Origin of the sequence: Chryseobacterium sp. SORGH_AS_0447 (assembly GCF_030818695.1) — a bacterium.
Classification (GTDB): Bacteria; Bacteroidota; Bacteroidia; order Flavobacteriales; family Weeksellaceae; genus Chryseobacterium.
In genome coordinates this window covers 1,431,484-1,448,752 of sequence record NZ_JAUTAR010000001.1, presented here as the reverse complement: position 1 = coordinate 1,448,752, position 17,269 = coordinate 1,431,484, and the positions used below count along the sequence as shown (strand labels likewise).

The window sequence follows — 17,269 nt, the reverse complement described above, 5'->3', positions numbered from 1 at the left end:
TATAAGCATACTTAAAAACATCTATTCATATTTTGTACGAAATCTTAAGAAGATTCTATCTTTTTTCTAATACAATTTCAAATCACTCTCCACCATCTCTCTCACCAACCCAGCCAAGTCATATTGAGGCACCCAGCCCAACTGTGTTTTAGACTTTGTAGGATCACCAATCAAAAGATCTACTTCTGTAGGTCTGTAATATTCAGGGTCTACGGAAACTACAGTTTTGCCAAGTTCCAACTGATATAAAGGATTGCTGCATGATACTACTTTAGCCACTTCAGATTCATTCTCTCCTTCAAAAGCCAGTTCAACACCTATTTCAGAAAATGCCATTCTTACAAAATCTCTTACCGAAGTAGTTTCTCCCATAGCGATGACGAAATCTTCAGGTTTGTCCTGCTGAAGGATTCTCCACATAGCTTCTACATAGTCTTTGGCATGTCCCCAGTCACGCAATGCATTCAGATTTCCTAAGTACAGACATTCCTGCTTTCCTTTGGCAATAGCTGCTGTAGCCATGGTGATTTTACGGGTTACGAATGTTTCCCCTCTTCTCGGCGATTCGTGGTTGAACAGAATACCGTTGCAGGCAAACATTCCGTAAGCCTCACGGTAGTTTTTGGTAATCCAGAAACCATAAATTTTTGCAGCACCATATGGTGAACGTGGATAAAAAGGAGAATTTTCATCATAAAAACCTTTTTCATTTTTATTTTCCGGTAGGCCGCCATAGAGTTCAGAGGTAGAAGCCTGATAAATCCTGGTCTTTTTTTCCAATCCTAAAATACGAACAGCTTCAAGAATTCTTAAAGTACCGATACCATCAACATTGGCAACATATTCCGGTGAATCAAACGATACCTTTACATGGGACATTGCTCCCAGATTATAAATTTCATCCGGTTGTACTTCCTGAATGATTCTGATGACGTTCATAGAATCCGTCAAATCCCCATAATGCAAAGTAAAGTTTACATTCTGCTCATGCTGATCCTGGTATAAATGGTCGATTCTCTGTGTATTGAACGAAGATGCTCTTCTTTTAATACCATGAACTTTATATCCTTTTTCTAATAATAATTCTGACAAATATGAACCGTCCTGTCCGGTAACTCCTGTGATTAATGCTGTCTTCATCTTCGTGATGTATCTTTTATAATTGATGATTGATGGGGCGATGTTTGATACCAAATGTATCAAGACATTTTTACCTGCTTAAAGCTGTTGATATTGTCTAAGAACCAATGATACGTTTTTGTAATTCCATCTTCAAGTTCTACTTTATGTTTCCAACCTAATTCGTGCATTTTTGATACATCCATTAATTTTCTCGGAGTACCATCAGGTTTTTCTGAATCCCACAGAATTTCCCCTGTATGCCCGGTAACTTTTTGAATAAGTTCTGCTAAATCTTTAATTGTTAAATCAACTCCTGTTCCTACATTATATAAATGTTCCGGAAGTTTATTTTCTAAAGCAAAGATAACAGAACCGGCCATATCGTCGACAAACAGAAATTCTCTCATAGGCGTTCCTGATCCCCACAATGTTACAGGTGCATGATCGTTTTCCTTCGCTTCATGAAATTTTCTGATCATAGCAGGTAACACATGTGAGGTATTCAAATCGAAATTATCATGCGTGCCATACAGGTTGGTAGGCATCAGGGAAACATAGTCTTTGTCAAACTGTTTCCTGATGGATTCAACTGCTTTGATTCCTGTAATTTTAGCTACGGCGTACCATTCGTTGGTGGGTTCCAGAGAATCTGTAAGCAAATATTCTTCTTTTAACGGTTGCGGTGCCAATTTAGGATAGATACAGGATGAACCCAAAAAAATAAATTTTTCAATATCATTTTTCAGTGAAGAATCAATCAGGTTATTCTGAATCTGCATATTTTCCATCAAAAACTGATAAGGATAAGAGTTATTAGCCAATATTCCACCAACTTTTGCTGCTGCATCAATCACCACATCCGGTTTTTCAGTTTCAAAAAACTTGGCTACTGCTTTTTGATCTTTAAGGTCTAGTTCACGACTGGTTAAGCCAATCAAATGAGTATATCCTTTCTCCGTTAACTGTCTCCAGATTGCAGATCCTACCATACCTCGATGTCCTGCAATATATATTTTGGATTCTTTTGAAATCATTTTTTTTCGATTTAATTATCTTAAGGTAGACTTATATTTTTCAAGCTGGTTATACACTTTCTTTACATCCTGTGATTTCTCTTTATGAAGGATCAATAAGGCATCCGGAGTATGAACCAAAATAGAGTCTTTCAATCCTACAAAAGCGGTAAATATTTCCGTTCCGATCACCATATTTCCATTTTCATCTACAGGATGGCCGGTAGAACGTAAGTAATCGTATAAAGACTCGAAAGATCCCAGATCATTCCATCTGAAATGGGCAGGGACTACTTTTATTCTTTTTGATCTTTCCATCACCGCATAATCAATACTTATAGAAGGAATCTGAAGGGAAGCTTCAAGATTTAAACACCTATTTTGCGAGGTCTGCCATGCGTCATGACATTTTTCAAATACTTCAGACTGATAATTTTTTAGCTCGTCTAAAAGTACACCTGCTTTAAAACAGAACATCCCTGAATTCCAGAGAAAAGTACCTCTTTCTAAAAATTCCTGAGCCGTTTCCGTATTGGGCTTTTCCCTGAACGAAAGGACATCCTTACTTTCATATTCAATATAACCGTAGCCGGTTTCCGGTTTTGAAGGCACAATTCCGAAAGTGACCAGAAAATCTTTCTTAGCTAATTCAACTGCTTCTCTTATAGCTTTTTCATAAGCATCCTGATTTTGAATCAGGTGATCAGACGGTGTGATAATCAATATATCGTCCGGTTCAACCGCCAATGCTGCAAAAGCAATTGCCGCCGCTGTATTCCGGGCAGCCGTTTCGGTGATGAAAGTTTTAGGGATGGAAATCTCATTTAACAGTTGCTTGCTCCATTCGATATGATCCGTATTACCTACTACCATGATTTGATCCACCACCTTCTGATTGCGTTCCGCCGTTAATTCAAATAAAGCTTTACCTGAAAATAATTTCAGAAACTGTTTCGGGTGTTGCTTACGGGAAAGAGGCCAAAGACGGCTTCCTACCCCTCCCGATAAAATGACGTTGTATATTTTCATACTCTGTTGTAATCATCTTCCACTCTTACAATATCGTCCTCACCGAAGTAAGTTCCGTATTGTACTTCTATAAAAATAACCGGATCCTTAGTTTTGTTATCCATACGGTGATGCGTTACTAAAGGGATCTGTGCAACCTCTCTCGCTTTATAATTTTTAATTTCATCATTTATGGTGATCGTTCCTATTCCTGATACCATAGTCCAGACTTCAGCCCTGTGATGATGATATTGTAAGGAAAGCCTTCCTCCCGGATTAACCAGAATTCTCTTTACTTTATGCGTTTCAGCATCTTCTAAAACCCAGTATTCTCCCCAGGGTCTTATATCGTGTTCCAACATTTTTTGTTTATGTGTACCCTGCAGATCTGCTACAATTTCCACAGGAATTATTGTTAATACATTTTAATTATAATCTCTTATCAATACTCTCCTTTGAAAGAACTCCTTTGACATCATAACTCACGCCTTTTTCTTTCATTAACTGATCTAAATTAAGATTAAGAAACTGGTCATGAGCAACGGTCAGAATGACCGCATCATATTTTTCATCCTCTTCCAGATCATTTAGTGATATTTCAGAATAACAGTTAATTCCATATTCATCGGCCACTTCCTGGCAATTTGCCCATGGATCAAAAGTTATCACTTCGGCGCCATATTCTTCTAAATTCGTAATCACATCAATCGCTTTCGAGTTTCTGATATCCGGACAGTTCTCTTTGAACGTAATTCCTAAATTCAGAATTCTCGACCCTTTAATTCTAATATCATTCTTGATCATTAATTTAACCACCTGCGATGCTACAAAAGCTCCCATTGAATCATTTAATCTCCGGGCTGCTAAAATCAATTCGGAATAATAGCCAATTTCCTGTGCTTTCTGAGCTAAATAGAAAGGATCAACACCAATACAGTGGCCACCTACTAAACCAGGCTTAAACTTCAGGAAATTCCATTTTGTAGCGGCTGCTTCCAATACATCGTGGGTATCGATATCCATCAGAGAAAAAATTTTGGCAAGCTCATTCATAAAAGCGATATTCAGATCCCTTTGAGAATTTTCAATCACCTTCGATGCTTCGGCAACTTTTATGGTGGGTGCCAAATGAGTTCCAGCCGTGATCACAGATCTATATAAATTGTCTACCACTTTTCCTATTTCAGGGGTAGAACCGGAAGTGACCTTCAATATTTTATCAACCGTATGTTCTTTATCTCCCGGATTAATTCTTTCAGGTGAATAGCCTACGAAAAAATCTTCATTAAATGTTAACCCTGATATTCTTTCCAATACAGGAACACATTCCTCTTCGGTAACCCCCGGATAAACTGTTGACTCGTAAATAACGATATCTCCCTCGGATAATACATGCCCCACCGTTTCACTTGATTTGTAAAGAGGAGTCAGATCCGGTCGGTTATGTTTATCTACAGGTGTTGGAACCGTTATAATATAAATATCGGCATCTTGAATATCATGTATAGACGCTGAACAAAATAACCCATTGTTGCTTTCTGTTAAAAACGGATTACTCTCTAATAGAACAGATTGTAGTACTTTGTCTTCTACCTCAAAAGTCGTATCAATACCTTTCTGAAGGTCTTCAATTCTTTTTTGATTGATATCGAAGCCCACAACCGAATATTGAGTTGCAAAAAGTCGGGCTAATGGTAACCCCACATAACCCAAGCCAATAACTGCAATTTTATATTTTCTATCCATTATTTTTTTTCACCTATGATTTAAGCAGAAATTAAAATACTTAAAATTTATTTTCTGAATAGTTTTTTCCAGAACGATTGATTAGCATCAGCTGAATATCCATAACCATATTTATAGCCATAGCCATAGCCACTATGCATCTTATCTACATCGTTAAGTACTAAGCCTACATTCTTAATTTTTTTATCTTTGATTTGCTTATTGATAAAAGAAACCAATTCTTTTTCAGTATAGCCGGAACGGGTCACATAAACAGTTACATCTGCAGTATCTGCAATAAGAAAGGAATCTGTAACCAACATTAAAGGTGCTGTATCTAGAAGAATATAATCATAATCGGCTTTTAAACTTTCTATAAGCTCATGATACCTTCCATTTGATAATAATTCTGTAGGGTTTGGAGTAATAGCCCCCGAGTAAATCACATCGCAATGCGGATTAAATGAGGTAGGATGAATAATTTCACCAACTTTCATTTCGTTATCATACATGAATTCAGATAAACCGATAAGCCCCCTTCTGCTTTCATTATATCTTTGCAATTGTGGATTTCGTATATCAGAACCGATGATGATAACTTTTTTTCGTGGAGTTGCAAGAGTTAATGCTAAGTTTACTGAGGTAAATGTTTTCCCTTCACCTTTTACAGTTGAGGTCACGAAAACCACATTACCTTTTTTGCCCTTTGGAAGCATAAAATTAACATTGGTGATAAGTATCCTGAATGCTTCCGCCAAAGGCGATAAATCGTTAACCTGCACGATTTCCTGCTCTCCTTTCTGCAAAGAAGGTAATTCACCAATAATGGTAGCCCCCTTTACCAATTTTTCAAGATCATTTTTAGATTTAATCTTATTATTAAATAATTCTATCAGATAAATAATCCCGAAGGGAACTAACAAACCTATAATTAATGATGCTAAGTAAATCATCATTCGTTTAGGAGAAACCGGAGACGGATTTGTCAAAGCATCATCTACAATCCTGGCTTTAGGAGCGGCAATTGCTAATGATATCGCTGCTTCTTCTCTTTTTTGCAATAACAATAAATAAAGCTGCTCTTTTATATTCTGTTGTCTCTCAATACTTCTGAATAATTTTTCCTGAACGGGAATCTTCGAAATTCTTCCTGATAAACGGTTTTGTTCATTTACAATATTGTTACGTGCAATTTGAAGAGCAGATCTGCTTTTTTGTAAACTCTGAATAATGGAGCTTCTCATACTGCTTATTTGCGAAGTGATGTTCTGAACAAGTGGGTTTGCAGTTGTTGAATTTTCCAGCAAACGGTTCCTTTCGATGATCAGCTGATTATAACTTCCGATATCGGATGAAGTATCAGTATCTGAAAGCCCGACATTTAAAGGTAAAACCTGGTAGTTTCCCTGCTTGTTGATTGAGTTTAACAAACTGTTAACCAATTCAAGCTGCGATTCATTTTCTATCTGTTTTTCTCTTCCTGATACAGCAGTTTGCAAAGAAAGTTCTGCTTCTGTCTGAATATCTGCAATATTATTTTGTACTTTAAAGCTTTGCTTCTGGGATTCGACATCTCCCAACTCCTTACTGATCAGCCTAATTCTTTCGTCAATAAAGTTCGCAGTCTTTTGAGCCTCTGAATTCTTATCCAGATTGGCTTCCCTGTTATAGTTTACAGCCAAGCGATTGAGAATATCTTCAGATTTTTCTGAAACAGGATCTGTAATGGCGATTTTTAATACAGTAGCTTCTTTCTGTACCAGACTTACATTTAATTTGGATAGATAATATCTCGTCCTATCCATAGCAGACATAAACTGAAGCCTGAAAATATCTTCCGGTTTTGATACCTTATAAATCGGATTTCTTTGAAATAAGACAACACCAAACGGTAGTGATACAGCTTTATTAAAAGGAGCCTTAATCGGATGCTTAAAACTTTCAGATTCAAGAACAACAGTATTGCCGACAATCTTTGCAGTTACCTCTTTTGAAGGATAAATGGTTTTATTTTTTTCATTAATAATTCTGATAAGAAAAGGCGTGCCATCTTTGTAAATTTCAGTTTCTCTTATCTTTCCTTTGGAATAGACATTGGTTTCTAATGATAACTCACGAACAACAGAAAGCATCAGCTTTTTCGACTTTAATATCTCTATTTCATTATCAACCGAATTTGTTCCCATACCACCGATTCCGCCAAGCTCTGAAATAACGGACATCTCCGGCTGACCGGATGTTGATTTTTTAACTTCTTTAATTAATAAAGTAGATTCGGTACTGTAAATGGGTATACTATATCTCAAAAAAAACCACGCAATGATAATCGCAGCGACTATACCAATTACAAACCAGTACCAACGGTATATATAAGGCTTAATTATTTCTCTAATGTTAAGATTTTCTTCCTGAAACTCATTTTGATTATTGCTGTAATCCACTATCGATTTGGTGTAAATAGTTAAATATTAATTTTTTGTCAACGCTAGAACTCCAATTACTAATGAAGCAATTACTGATGCCACAGAAATATACAATCCTGTATTAGGATCCACTCTTGCTGATTTCTCCCTGTTGGCATTCGGCTGAACGTAAATGACATCATTCTGTTTCAAATAATAATAAGGAGAATTGATGAACTGAGCACTTGTTAAATCTACTCTTTCTTTTGTAATTTGTCCGTCAATATTTCTAACAACTAACACATTTGTTCTAATTCCAAATGGAGTTAAATCTCCCGCCAATCCCAATGCTCCCAATAAAGTGGTACCTCCATCAGGAATCACATACTGACCAGGTTTATTTACTTCGCCCAATACAGAAATTTTAAAGTTAATCAGTTTTAAATCTACAACGGGATTTTTTACATAAGCAGAAATAAGATCAACCAACTTTGAACGCAGGGTCTCTACATTCTCACCCTTAGTACTTACCGTTCCGATTTGCGGAAAAGTAATATTTCCATCAGTATCTACAATATAAGTAGACCCAGAAACAGGAAGCTGCTGAGGCAGACTATTTGAATTTGGTTGTGAATATTGGGTTACTGTTGTACTCGATGAATATGACTGATTGAAAGGTTTAACCACATCCATGTCCTTTGCGGTAACCGTTATAATCAATTGGTCTCCCGGCTGAAAAGTACTTCTGCTGTTTTTAATTGAATTATCAAGAACAACATTCTCGATATCTTTCATGTAATTAATTTCCTGTCGAGGCGCACAAGAGAACACTACCAAACCTAAGGTGCCACATATAAGATATTTCTTAAAATTCATGTGTGATATTTTTTTTCACAAAAATAGGATTATTATTTTCTAAATAAAATTTGTTTTTGATTATATTAAAATCTATAGTTATAAAGTAGCATCCGGTTCTCCCAATAGTAATTCTTTCTGTTCTAAAGAATCACTTTTTTTATCTAAAGCTTCAAATTGAGAATTATTGCTTATAAATTCAGGAACAATAACCTTTAAAAGGGTCACCACCTGTATTTTATCTCTTTTAACTGCTGATGTAATAATTTCTTTGCATAAAAGATCTATTTCCTCAAATACAACACATGGATCCTTTGAAATCATAATTTTCTCGTGATGGGTGGGAATTGTAGTTGCATTGTTGCTTAACAATTCTTCATAAAGCTTTTCGCCAGGTCTTAGGCCGATAAACTTGATCTTAATGTCTTCATCCGGTGTATATCCGGAAAGTTTAATCATTCTTCTCGCCAAATCTAAAATTTTCACAGGTTCTCCCATATCAAAAACATAGATTTCTCCACCTCCCCCCATTGTTCCCGCTTGAAGTACCAGTTCACACGCTTCAGAAATCGTCATAAAATACCGGATAATATCAGGATGGGTAATGGTTACCGGGCCTCCTTTTTCAATCTGTTTTCTGAAATGTGGAATGACAGAGCCATTTGATCCCAAAACATTACCAAAACGGGTGGTAATAAATTTTGTAACGTTACCTTCAGAATTTTGTAGAGATTGTACAAAAAGTTCTGCAGTTCTTTTCGAAGCACCCATGACATTGGTTGGGTTTACTGCCTTATCCGTAGAAACCATCACAAAACGGTTTACTTTATATTTTTTAGAAAGAACAGCCAAGTTCTTTGTGCCTAAGACATTAACGAAAATTGCTTCATGCGGGTTTTCTTCAATTAAAGGCACATGCTTATAAGCTGCAGCATGATACACCATTGAAAACTGATATACTTCAAATATCTTTTCTAATCTGTAGCTGTTTGAAATATCCGCCAACACAAACTTAAACTCCTGTTGCGGAAATTTTTCCAATAATTCCAGTTCCAATTCATACAAAGGAGATTCTGCCTGATCTAAGACTACAATTAAAGAAGGATTAAATTGAGCAACCTGCCTTACAATTTCACTACCAATCGAACCTGCACCGCCTGTTACCAGTACATTCTTTTCAAAATGTCTTTTTCTTACTTCTTCATTTTCAATTTTTATAGGTCTGCGGTTTAAAAGATCCTCGATCTGTAACTGACGAATCCCACCCACCAAATCAGAATCACGCATCTTGCTCAAAGTAGGGGCTTTCAGAACTTTCAGTCCATTATCCAGTGCGCAGGTCATCCATTCTTCAAGCTCTTGTTTTGTCATTATCTCTTTAATAATTAAAACAGCGTCAAATTGATTAATTATAGGTTTATTTCCACAAAATCTGTCAATATTATAGATTTTATGCCCCAGTAACAATGCTTTATGAGAATCTGATCGTCGTGTAAGAAAACCTTCGAGGCGATAAGGATAATTGGGATTATGTAAAATAGCTCTTGCTAAAGATACAGAGGCATCTCCAACACCTACTACTGCAACTCTCATTTTGGATGCGGAACCTTTGAAATCGATCAGGACATTAAAGAACTGTTTGGTAAACATCCTGAAAAAGAACATCACCGTTACCGAGATAAAAAAATATAAAAACAGATATGGATATAAAAACAAAGATTTCCCCAGCCAGCTTTCAATTATAAAATTGACTGCAAGTAAAGTTATTAATGTGCTTCCTGAAGATAAAATAATTTTGAAAAAATCAAAAAAGGTAGAATGCCTTATGATTCCTGCATATGTTTTAAAAACAAACATAAACAAGATATTAATTCCTATCAATAAGATTTTTTGTTGTAAAATATATTGGGGGAAATTAATTCTTACATGAAGCTTTTCAAGAAAAAAGTGAGAAAAAAATATGGAAAGCACTACTATTGAGATATCAATAAGAATGACAGACCATCTGGGTATATATCTAAGTTCAGTGAGCTTAACAATATTATCTCCCTTGTAAAGAGCATTAAAAGCATCATTTAGCTTTTTCATCCCGCATTTTTGGTGTTTAATTTAATTGTACAAATCTAATAATATTATTACTATAAAAAAATTAAATATTAAAGTTATGTTATTCTAAAAATACATCCCGATCATTATCAAGAGATTAATCTAAAAACAACTAAAATAAATCTGTACAAACAGAGGCATTATATTTCTATATAGAGTCGAAAAATGACTCTGTATAGACTATTTAAAGTATTATAAAAAATTCCCGAAGCAAATACTTCGGGAATATAATATCACATGAAATTTAATTTTTTTCGATTGACTTTGCCTTATTTGAAGCGGTAAATACCAGAACAACTGCCACCATAAAAAGAAAAGGAAGATACTCATCTATTGGAGCGGCACCAGGATCTCCCGGTCCTGCAGGAGTATCTCTTTCCTGCATTGCAGACGTTTGATCTTGATCATAAACATATGGGTTATCAGATTGAGCCAGCGAGAAACCAGAAACTGCCAGTGAAAGTGCTATTATTATCTTTTTCATTTTTATTTAATTATTTTTTGAGTAAATTGTTTTCCTTCAGAAACAGCTTTCAGAATATACACCCCATTTGTCTGAATTTTTACCTGTACTGATTTTGAATTAGGTGAGATCTGCTGAATTTTTCTTCCGGCGGCATCAAAGACTTCAACCGATTGAATAGTATTATCATTTCTGACTACGAAATCTTCACCATCTCTGTACACTTCAAAAGTTACCTTTTCCGTCTCGTTTGTAGATAAAACATTTAATTTATATACGATTTCAAATCTGTTTGTAAAGTCTCCTGCGTTTGCTGCAAAAGTATAATTTCCTGATTGTAGATTGGTATAGGTTCCATTTTGCTTATCGTGCAGATAAATGGGTTGACCGTTTGTAAACAATCCTTCTTTATGAGAAAGGGAAATTGTAAAATCTCCGTTTTCAAAATGCTTGTTGCCCAACGGCACAACATCAGTAATCTGGAAAGGTGCCCTACCCTGAATGACCAATTTTTCAGCTCCGGCTAAACTATAGAACGCGTCAGAGCCCATTCCCATTGCTTTTGAATCATACCCATCGTAAGCGTCAGAAGCACCTTGATTGTAAGTGACTGCCTGAGTAAAAGTGTTTCCGTAAGATGTTGTAAGCTTAATCCAATATTTACCTTCTGCCGTATTTACATTTTTATTCATTGTAACTGCCGCCGCTGATGCACGCATGGCATTCGTAAATGTTGCAGATCCTGCATTGATGGATTTTACAATAAAACCTTGACCAATTTTAGCAAAACTGCCTAAAGAATTAAGCGATGCAGAAGCATAAGACTGTGTATTTGGAGCTTCTGTCCAGGTTCCGGATTGCACATTAAAGGTAGCAAAACCTACATTTATAGAGGTATTACCGGTCTGGGTCGTAACATTTCCTGTTGTGTTATCCCAGAACCATAATGTCGGTTCAATGGATGAATTGTTAGTGGTATAGAAGTCTGTTAGACTGATATTTGAAGGATAAGGATTACCAATTAAATTATACCCACTTCCAGCATTACTCAATGCGACGTTGATCGTTCCGTTGTTAGGAACTTGAGACGCTCCTCCAAAAACCAGACTTGCATTAGCAGCCGGAACTTTTACCGAATAGCCTTTTCCTGCATTATTTGTGAAGTTAGCATTGTCATTCGCAACCATTGGGTACAAATTCGTTGCCGGATCATAAGTCATCACATAAAGTGGAGCTGTAGATGAAGAGCCGTTGGAATACGCCGTAAACAGGTTTTGGTTAGCAACCGGTGAAGACCAGAAGACGTATTTGTTCTGCACGCTTGTTGAATTTTTAAGCACTTTAAATGATCCTGTCTGATTCAGAACTCCTGAATCTTTAATAATGAGGTTTCCTCCGTCTTCTACTGTTACATCTGCAGCATTGATTGTGTTTGTTCCATTTACTTCCAGAACGCCGCCGTTTTTAATGGTGATATTTCTTGCCGTGAAAGCAGATTGTGAGGTTGTTGAATAATTTGTCGTAATGATTACATCCGTTGTGGAATTTGGGGCACCATTACTCCAAGTAGAACCATCCCAAGTTGAAGGTAATTTTTTATATAACTGTGAATAACTATTTGTTAAAATAGAAGAGGATCCGTAAGCTCTAAAATCTCCGGTTGAAGAATTATATCTCAAAAACCTTCCTGAAGTTGAGGTATCACCATTATTCTTAATAGTAAAATACTGATTGGTATTATCATAAACTATTGTCCATTTCTGAGAATCTGTTGTTACAGCAGAAGGAGCTGTTAATGTAGTACTTGAACTCCAGCCTATAAAATTTCCGGTCTGAACACGTTGCAACGTATATACATTATTTCCAAGTGAAACTATTTTTACAATAATATTATCACTTGGATTCGGTATTGCTACTCCTGATAGAGTAATAGAAATTGCATTGTATGCTCCGGAAGAAGGAGCTCCAACTGCAAGTTCACTACTTTCATTGGTAATAATATAATATCCGTCTACAAGATCAGACGTAGAAGTGATCTTTTGATATATAATTGCAGACGTCACAACCACATTTATCGTTGCACTATATGCGTTCCAATTAGTGTCTCCGGAAGCATTTGCCGTTATTGTTGCAGAACCAACTCCAGCTACACTAAGTTGATTATTATTTACAATAGCAACTACTGATGGGTTGTTGCTTACGTAAGATATATTTTTATTGGCATTGGTTGTAGCATTTAATGTGACACCAGTACTTCCAGTAAATAGATTATAAGATGCATTATTAGTTGTGGTTTGCGTTCCTTTAGCTAAGTTAATAACAAAATTACCAATACCCGATCCATTAGAATTAGTTGCAGTAATACTAAAATTAAATGTTCCTGTTTCCTGTGGTGTCCCGGAAATAATTCCAGTTGTAGAATTTAATGACAACCCTAAAGGCAAAGATCCTGAAGAAACTGAGTAATCAGTAGGAATTTCAGTAGCAACTATTTGATAATTAAAGGCTGTATTATATATTCCGGACAAGTTATTGTTACTTGTAACCGACGGTGGATTTACAGGAGCTAGTACCCCCACCAATTTTACATCATCAATTCTCCATTCAACGGTATTCGTACTACGAAATCTTATTACAGTTGTAGTATTTGGGATGGATGATGTAGAACTTCGATAATACCATCCGGTTTCTCCTGTAGGTAAAGCATCCTTAGATATAGGAGTAAAGCTAGAACCGTCGATACTGTACTCAACAATGAGTCCCGAACCATTTTCTGTACCCGTTCCTTTTCTGATTCCAAAAGACAAAACCAAATTAGTATACGAGGATAAATTAAAGCCTCCAATGATAAGACTTTCATTGTTAGCATTCAGCATCACATTATTTGAACCAGACGCTCCAGTATATCCCGATGAAACCGAGGTATTTCTTAAATCACCAGTTCCTGAAAAAGTGTATGTTCCTGAATTTTGAAATCCAGAATAATTTCCTGGTATAGGATTTCCTGCAAGGGATGTTCCCATATTCTCAGAAAAAATGATCGTCTGCCCCCATCCCCAAATCGAGAACAGAGTCATCAAAAACGCATAAAGTATCTTTGATGTCATGTGTAATTTTAAATTCATATAATTATTATTTTCATTTGACAAATCTAAATAATATTAATGAATATTAAAATTACGTATACGTTAATTTTCAATCACTTACCTGCAAAATCGCATCATACTCAAAACCTCTTGTTAAAAGATATTTAACAGTTTTCATCTTTTTTTGATAATCGTTCAAGCCTTTTAATTTACTCTCATAATTTTCGTATACTTTACGAATTATCATTAAATAATCATTATCATCAATTTCATCAAAACAGGAAAGAATTAGTTTATTATTAATTCCTTTTTGTTTTAAATGAATCTTAATTTTTGTTTTTCCCCAATTTTTCAAATAAAACTTTCCACGGATGTAGCTTCTTGTAAACCGTTCCTCATTGAGATAGTTTTCTTTCATCAAATACAAAAGGATTTCTTCACGCGCTTCCGGAATCAAAACGAATTCCCGCATTTTCTGCTCTACCTCAGCATGGCAACGGTCCTGATACACACAGTAATTGACCAGTTTTTGTTTTATTTCTTCGAATGTATATAATTTTTTGTCGGAATTCATCTTTTAACTTTGGTGTTGATATTTGGTCATTCAAATTACCGTTTACAAAAGAGAGGCGCAAAATACTTTGCGCCTCTCTTTGTTTTGTATATTGAAAGTCGAAAGCAATCTTTAATAGTTAAATAAAGCTTTACCTTCCATTAATTCGTTTACCTTCTTTCTTACGGAAGTGATTACCTCTTCATTTTTGATGTTGTCTACCACTTCGGAGATAAATCCAGCGATCGTATCCATATCATTTTCTTTCAATCCTCTTGTCGTGATGGCTGCAGTACCCAATCGGATTCCCGAAGTCGTAAACGGCGACTTATCGTCGAACGGAACCATATTTTTGTTGCAGGTAATATCGGCCAATACCAATGCCTTCTCGGTTTCTTTCCCGTTCACATTTTTATTTCGAAGGTCTACCAGCATCAGGTGGTTATCTGTTCCTCCGCTCACAATATCGAATCCTCTGTCGATCATGGCTTTGGCTAAAGCCTGCGCGTTGGACTGAACCTGCTTGGCATACGTCATGAACTTATCGTCCAATGCTTCGCCGAAAGCTACTGCTTTTCCTGCAATAACGTGCTCCAGCGGGCCGCCCTGGATTCCCGGGAAAACAGCTCCGTCAAGAACCTGGCTCATCATTTTGATCTCGCCTTTCGGTGTTTTGTGTCCGTAAGTATTTTCAAAATCTTTCCCCATCATGATCATTCCTCCCCTCGGGCCTCTCAATGTTTTGTGAGTCGTCGTCGTTACAAGATGACAGTGCTCGAACGGGTTGTTCAAAAGACCTTTGGCTACAAGACCTGCCGGGTGTGCGATATCCGCCCAAAGCGTAGCTCCGATTTCGTCTGCCACTTCTCTGAATTTTGCATAATCAAGATCTCTGGAATAGGCTGAGAAACCGGCGATAAGCATTTTCGGCTTTTCTCTTAAGGCCACTTCTCTCATCTGATCATAATCGATAAGACCGGTCTCCTGCTGAACGCCATAAGAAACCACATCGTACTGGAGCCCGGAAAAGTTGACCGATGAACCGTGGGTAAGGTGTCCTCCCATAGAAAGGTCCATCCCCATAATTTTATCTCCCGGTTTCAGAACTGCCAGATAAATAGCAGCATTGGCCTGAGATCCGGAATGAGGCTGAACATTCGCGTACTCGATTCCGAAAAGCTCTTTGGCTCTGTTGATCGCCAGGGTTTCGACCTCATCTACGACTTCACATCCTCCATAATATCTTTTTCCGGGATATCCTTCAGCATATTTGTTCGTCAATACACTTCCCACCGCTTTCATTACATTATCAGAAACAAAGTTTTCTGACGCAATCATCTCAATACCATGAGTCTGTCTTTGTCTTTCTTTTTCAATCAGGTCGAAAATAATGTCCATTTTACTTTTTATTTTAGAAATTTTTCATGCCAAAAGTACGAAATTTCCGGCGAGATTGAAGCATATGAAAATATGATTTTTAGTCTTAAAAATTATCAGATCAGCTTATAACAGGTTTTCTTTAACGAAATGTTCACTATATTTTTTAATTTCTTCCCGAACATTTCTAAAGGCCAGCGCGATCTCATCTCCGGTTCCCACCGCTTTTGCAGGATCCGGGAAATTATGATGAAAAATTTCTGCGTTTGAAGGAAAATAAGGACAGCTTTCTTTAGCGTGGTCACAAACGGTAATCACAAAATCAAAATTGAGGTTCCTGTATTCGTCGATGTGGTTGGAAGTATGCCCGGAAATATCAATACCGTCCTCTTTCATGGTGGCCACGGCCTTTGGATTCAGACCGTGGGTTTCAATTCCGGCACTGTAAATTTCAGCTCTTTCTTGGGCAAAATAATGCAGGTAGCCTTCTGCCATCTGGCTTCTGCAGCTGTTTCCGGTGCAGAGAACAAGGATTTTCTTTTTCATATTTAAACTAGTAACCAAATAATATTGATGATACAGAATTTCGGGTCGAAGCCGAAAACAAGCTGCAGGAAAACAACCGAAGCCGTTATAATAACAGGCTTTTTGTATTTAAATAAAAGATCTTTCATCCTATCAGCAACATCCGGAATCAGGACGGCATCCGGAACCCTGTTTTGCTAATTCACTTAATCTTACCTTTTGCTTTTGCGGCGTTATTTCACACGCATCCTGAGCCAGGCAGGCTGTTGCTTTGTTTTTCAGGATAAAATGCTTCCCATTGAAATCGAGATCGTATTTTCCGATGGTCGTTTCCTGGTATTCCACTTCGATTTCGAGATCTTCTATTCTCAGCTGTTCTTCGGAGAGCCGGATAATATCGAGGAGTTTTCCCGGCTTCAGGCGATGTTCGGTATCGTCGGCATTCCAGAGCTGAAAATTTACTTTTTCCTCCTTTCTGACGGTTCCGCCGCAATCGATAAAATGTTTGCTTACCTTTCCGATTTCAGTTACGTGAAAATGTTCCGGAACAAAAGTTCCGTTCTCCAACTGAAACTCCACATTACTGAGTCCAGGAAGGATTTTTTTAATTTGTTCAAGAGTCATCTTATTTTTATTTTAATTGCAATATCGCAATATTACGATAATCTATTTTAAAAAATTTTAACAGCAATTCTGCTTTTTAACGGCTGTAATTACCGTTGAGAAAAATACATTCAGTACTTCAAAAGCTTTTTCATCGATACAATAGCAAACGGAATTGCCTTCGATATTTCCTTTGATCAGACCTGCATTTTTTAATTCTTTAAGGTGCTGGGAAACGGTAGGCTGTGCCAGAGGAAGTTCATTCACGATATCACCGCATATACATTCATTTACTTTCAGCAGGTATTCGATGATGGCGATCCGTGCCGGATGTCCCAATGCTTTGGCAATGGTAGCGATCCTGTTCTGCTGTTCGGTGAAAAAATCTGTTTTGGTAGCACCCATATCGAAAACTATATCGCAATATTACG

General features: G+C 36.8%; 15 protein-coding genes. All 15 read right to left on the bottom strand.

The features are described from left to right. Positions 1 to 66 precede the first annotated feature (66 nt). The 15 genes from gmd to QE422_RS06770 all read right to left on the bottom strand — a co-directional run bounded on the left by gmd (position 67) and on the right by QE422_RS06770 (position 17,243). Complete coding sequence (gene gmd, locus QE422_RS06840; protein ID WP_307456178.1) at positions 67 to 1,140, bottom strand: GDP-mannose 4,6-dehydratase; 1,074 nt, start codon at positions 1,138 to 1,140, stop codon at positions 67 to 69. 59 nt (positions 1,141 to 1,199) lie between these two features. Next, a complete protein-coding gene (locus tag QE422_RS06835; protein WP_307462302.1) occupies positions 1,200 to 2,153 on the bottom strand; it encodes a GDP-L-fucose synthase in 954 nt (317 codons plus the stop codon). 18 nt (positions 2,154 to 2,171) lie between these two features. Beyond that, positions 2,172 to 3,164, bottom strand: coding sequence for a mannose-1-phosphate guanylyltransferase (locus QE422_RS06830; RefSeq protein WP_307456176.1), 993 nt, complete (start codon positions 3,162 to 3,164; stop codon positions 2,172 to 2,174). Then, positions 3,161 to 3,502, bottom strand: a complete 342-nt coding sequence (locus QE422_RS06825; protein ID WP_373463435.1) for a phosphomannose isomerase type II C-terminal cupin domain — start codon at positions 3,500 to 3,502, stop codon at positions 3,161 to 3,163. Before QE422_RS06825 ends, QE422_RS06830 begins: the two co-directional genes overlap by 4 nt. A gap of 70 nt (positions 3,503 to 3,572) precedes the next feature. After that, positions 3,573 to 4,889 (bottom strand): nucleotide sugar dehydrogenase, encoded by a 1,317-nt coding sequence (locus QE422_RS06820; RefSeq protein ID WP_307456175.1) that lies wholly within the window; start codon positions 4,887 to 4,889, stop codon positions 3,573 to 3,575. A gap of 47 nt (positions 4,890 to 4,936) precedes the next feature. After that, a complete protein-coding gene (locus tag QE422_RS06815) occupies positions 4,937 to 7,309 on the bottom strand; it encodes a tyrosine-protein kinase (RefSeq protein WP_307456173.1) in 2,373 nt (790 codons plus the stop codon). Positions 7,310 to 7,336: 27 nt separating this feature from the next. Beyond that, on the bottom strand, positions 7,337 to 8,065 hold the full coding sequence (locus tag QE422_RS06810) for a polysaccharide biosynthesis/export family protein (protein ID WP_307456171.1): 729 nt from the start codon (positions 8,063 to 8,065) through the stop codon (positions 7,337 to 7,339). A 159-nt stretch (positions 8,066 to 8,224) separates the two neighbouring features. Beyond that, entirely contained in the window at positions 8,225 to 10,213 is a 1,989-nt protein-coding gene (locus QE422_RS06805; protein ID WP_307456170.1) for a nucleoside-diphosphate sugar epimerase/dehydratase, read from the bottom strand. Between the two features lie 262 nt (positions 10,214 to 10,475). After that, positions 10,476 to 10,715: a hypothetical protein gene (locus tag QE422_RS06800; RefSeq protein WP_307456168.1), complete on the bottom strand. Its 240-nt coding sequence runs from the start codon at positions 10,713 to 10,715 to the stop codon at positions 10,476 to 10,478. 2 nt (positions 10,716 to 10,717) lie between these two features. Then, positions 10,718 to 13,819: a putative Ig domain-containing protein gene (locus QE422_RS06795; RefSeq protein ID WP_307456167.1), complete on the bottom strand. Its 3,102-nt coding sequence runs from the start codon at positions 13,817 to 13,819 to the stop codon at positions 10,718 to 10,720. Positions 13,820 to 13,889: 70 nt separating this feature from the next. Next, positions 13,890 to 14,354: a regulatory protein RecX gene (locus QE422_RS06790; RefSeq protein ID WP_307456165.1), complete on the bottom strand. Its 465-nt coding sequence runs from the start codon at positions 14,352 to 14,354 to the stop codon at positions 13,890 to 13,892. Between the two features lie 111 nt (positions 14,355 to 14,465). Continuing rightward, on the bottom strand, positions 14,466 to 15,731 hold the full coding sequence (gene glyA, locus QE422_RS06785; protein WP_307456163.1) for a serine hydroxymethyltransferase: 1,266 nt from the start codon (positions 15,729 to 15,731) through the stop codon (positions 14,466 to 14,468). A 105-nt stretch (positions 15,732 to 15,836) separates the two neighbouring features. Beyond that, a complete protein-coding gene (locus QE422_RS06780; RefSeq protein WP_307456161.1) occupies positions 15,837 to 16,256 on the bottom strand; it encodes an arsenate reductase ArsC in 420 nt (139 codons plus the stop codon). 132 nt (positions 16,257 to 16,388) lie between these two features. Beyond that, on the bottom strand, positions 16,389 to 16,859 hold the full coding sequence (locus QE422_RS06775; protein WP_307456159.1) for a DUF6428 family protein: 471 nt from the start codon (positions 16,857 to 16,859) through the stop codon (positions 16,389 to 16,391). A gap of 57 nt (positions 16,860 to 16,916) precedes the next feature. Continuing rightward, the gene (locus tag QE422_RS06770; protein ID WP_307456158.1) at positions 16,917 to 17,243 is read right to left on the bottom strand and encodes a helix-turn-helix transcriptional regulator; all 327 of its coding nucleotides are present in this window, start codon (positions 17,241 to 17,243) and stop codon (positions 16,917 to 16,919) included. Between the last annotated feature and the right edge of the window lie 26 nt (positions 17,244 to 17,269).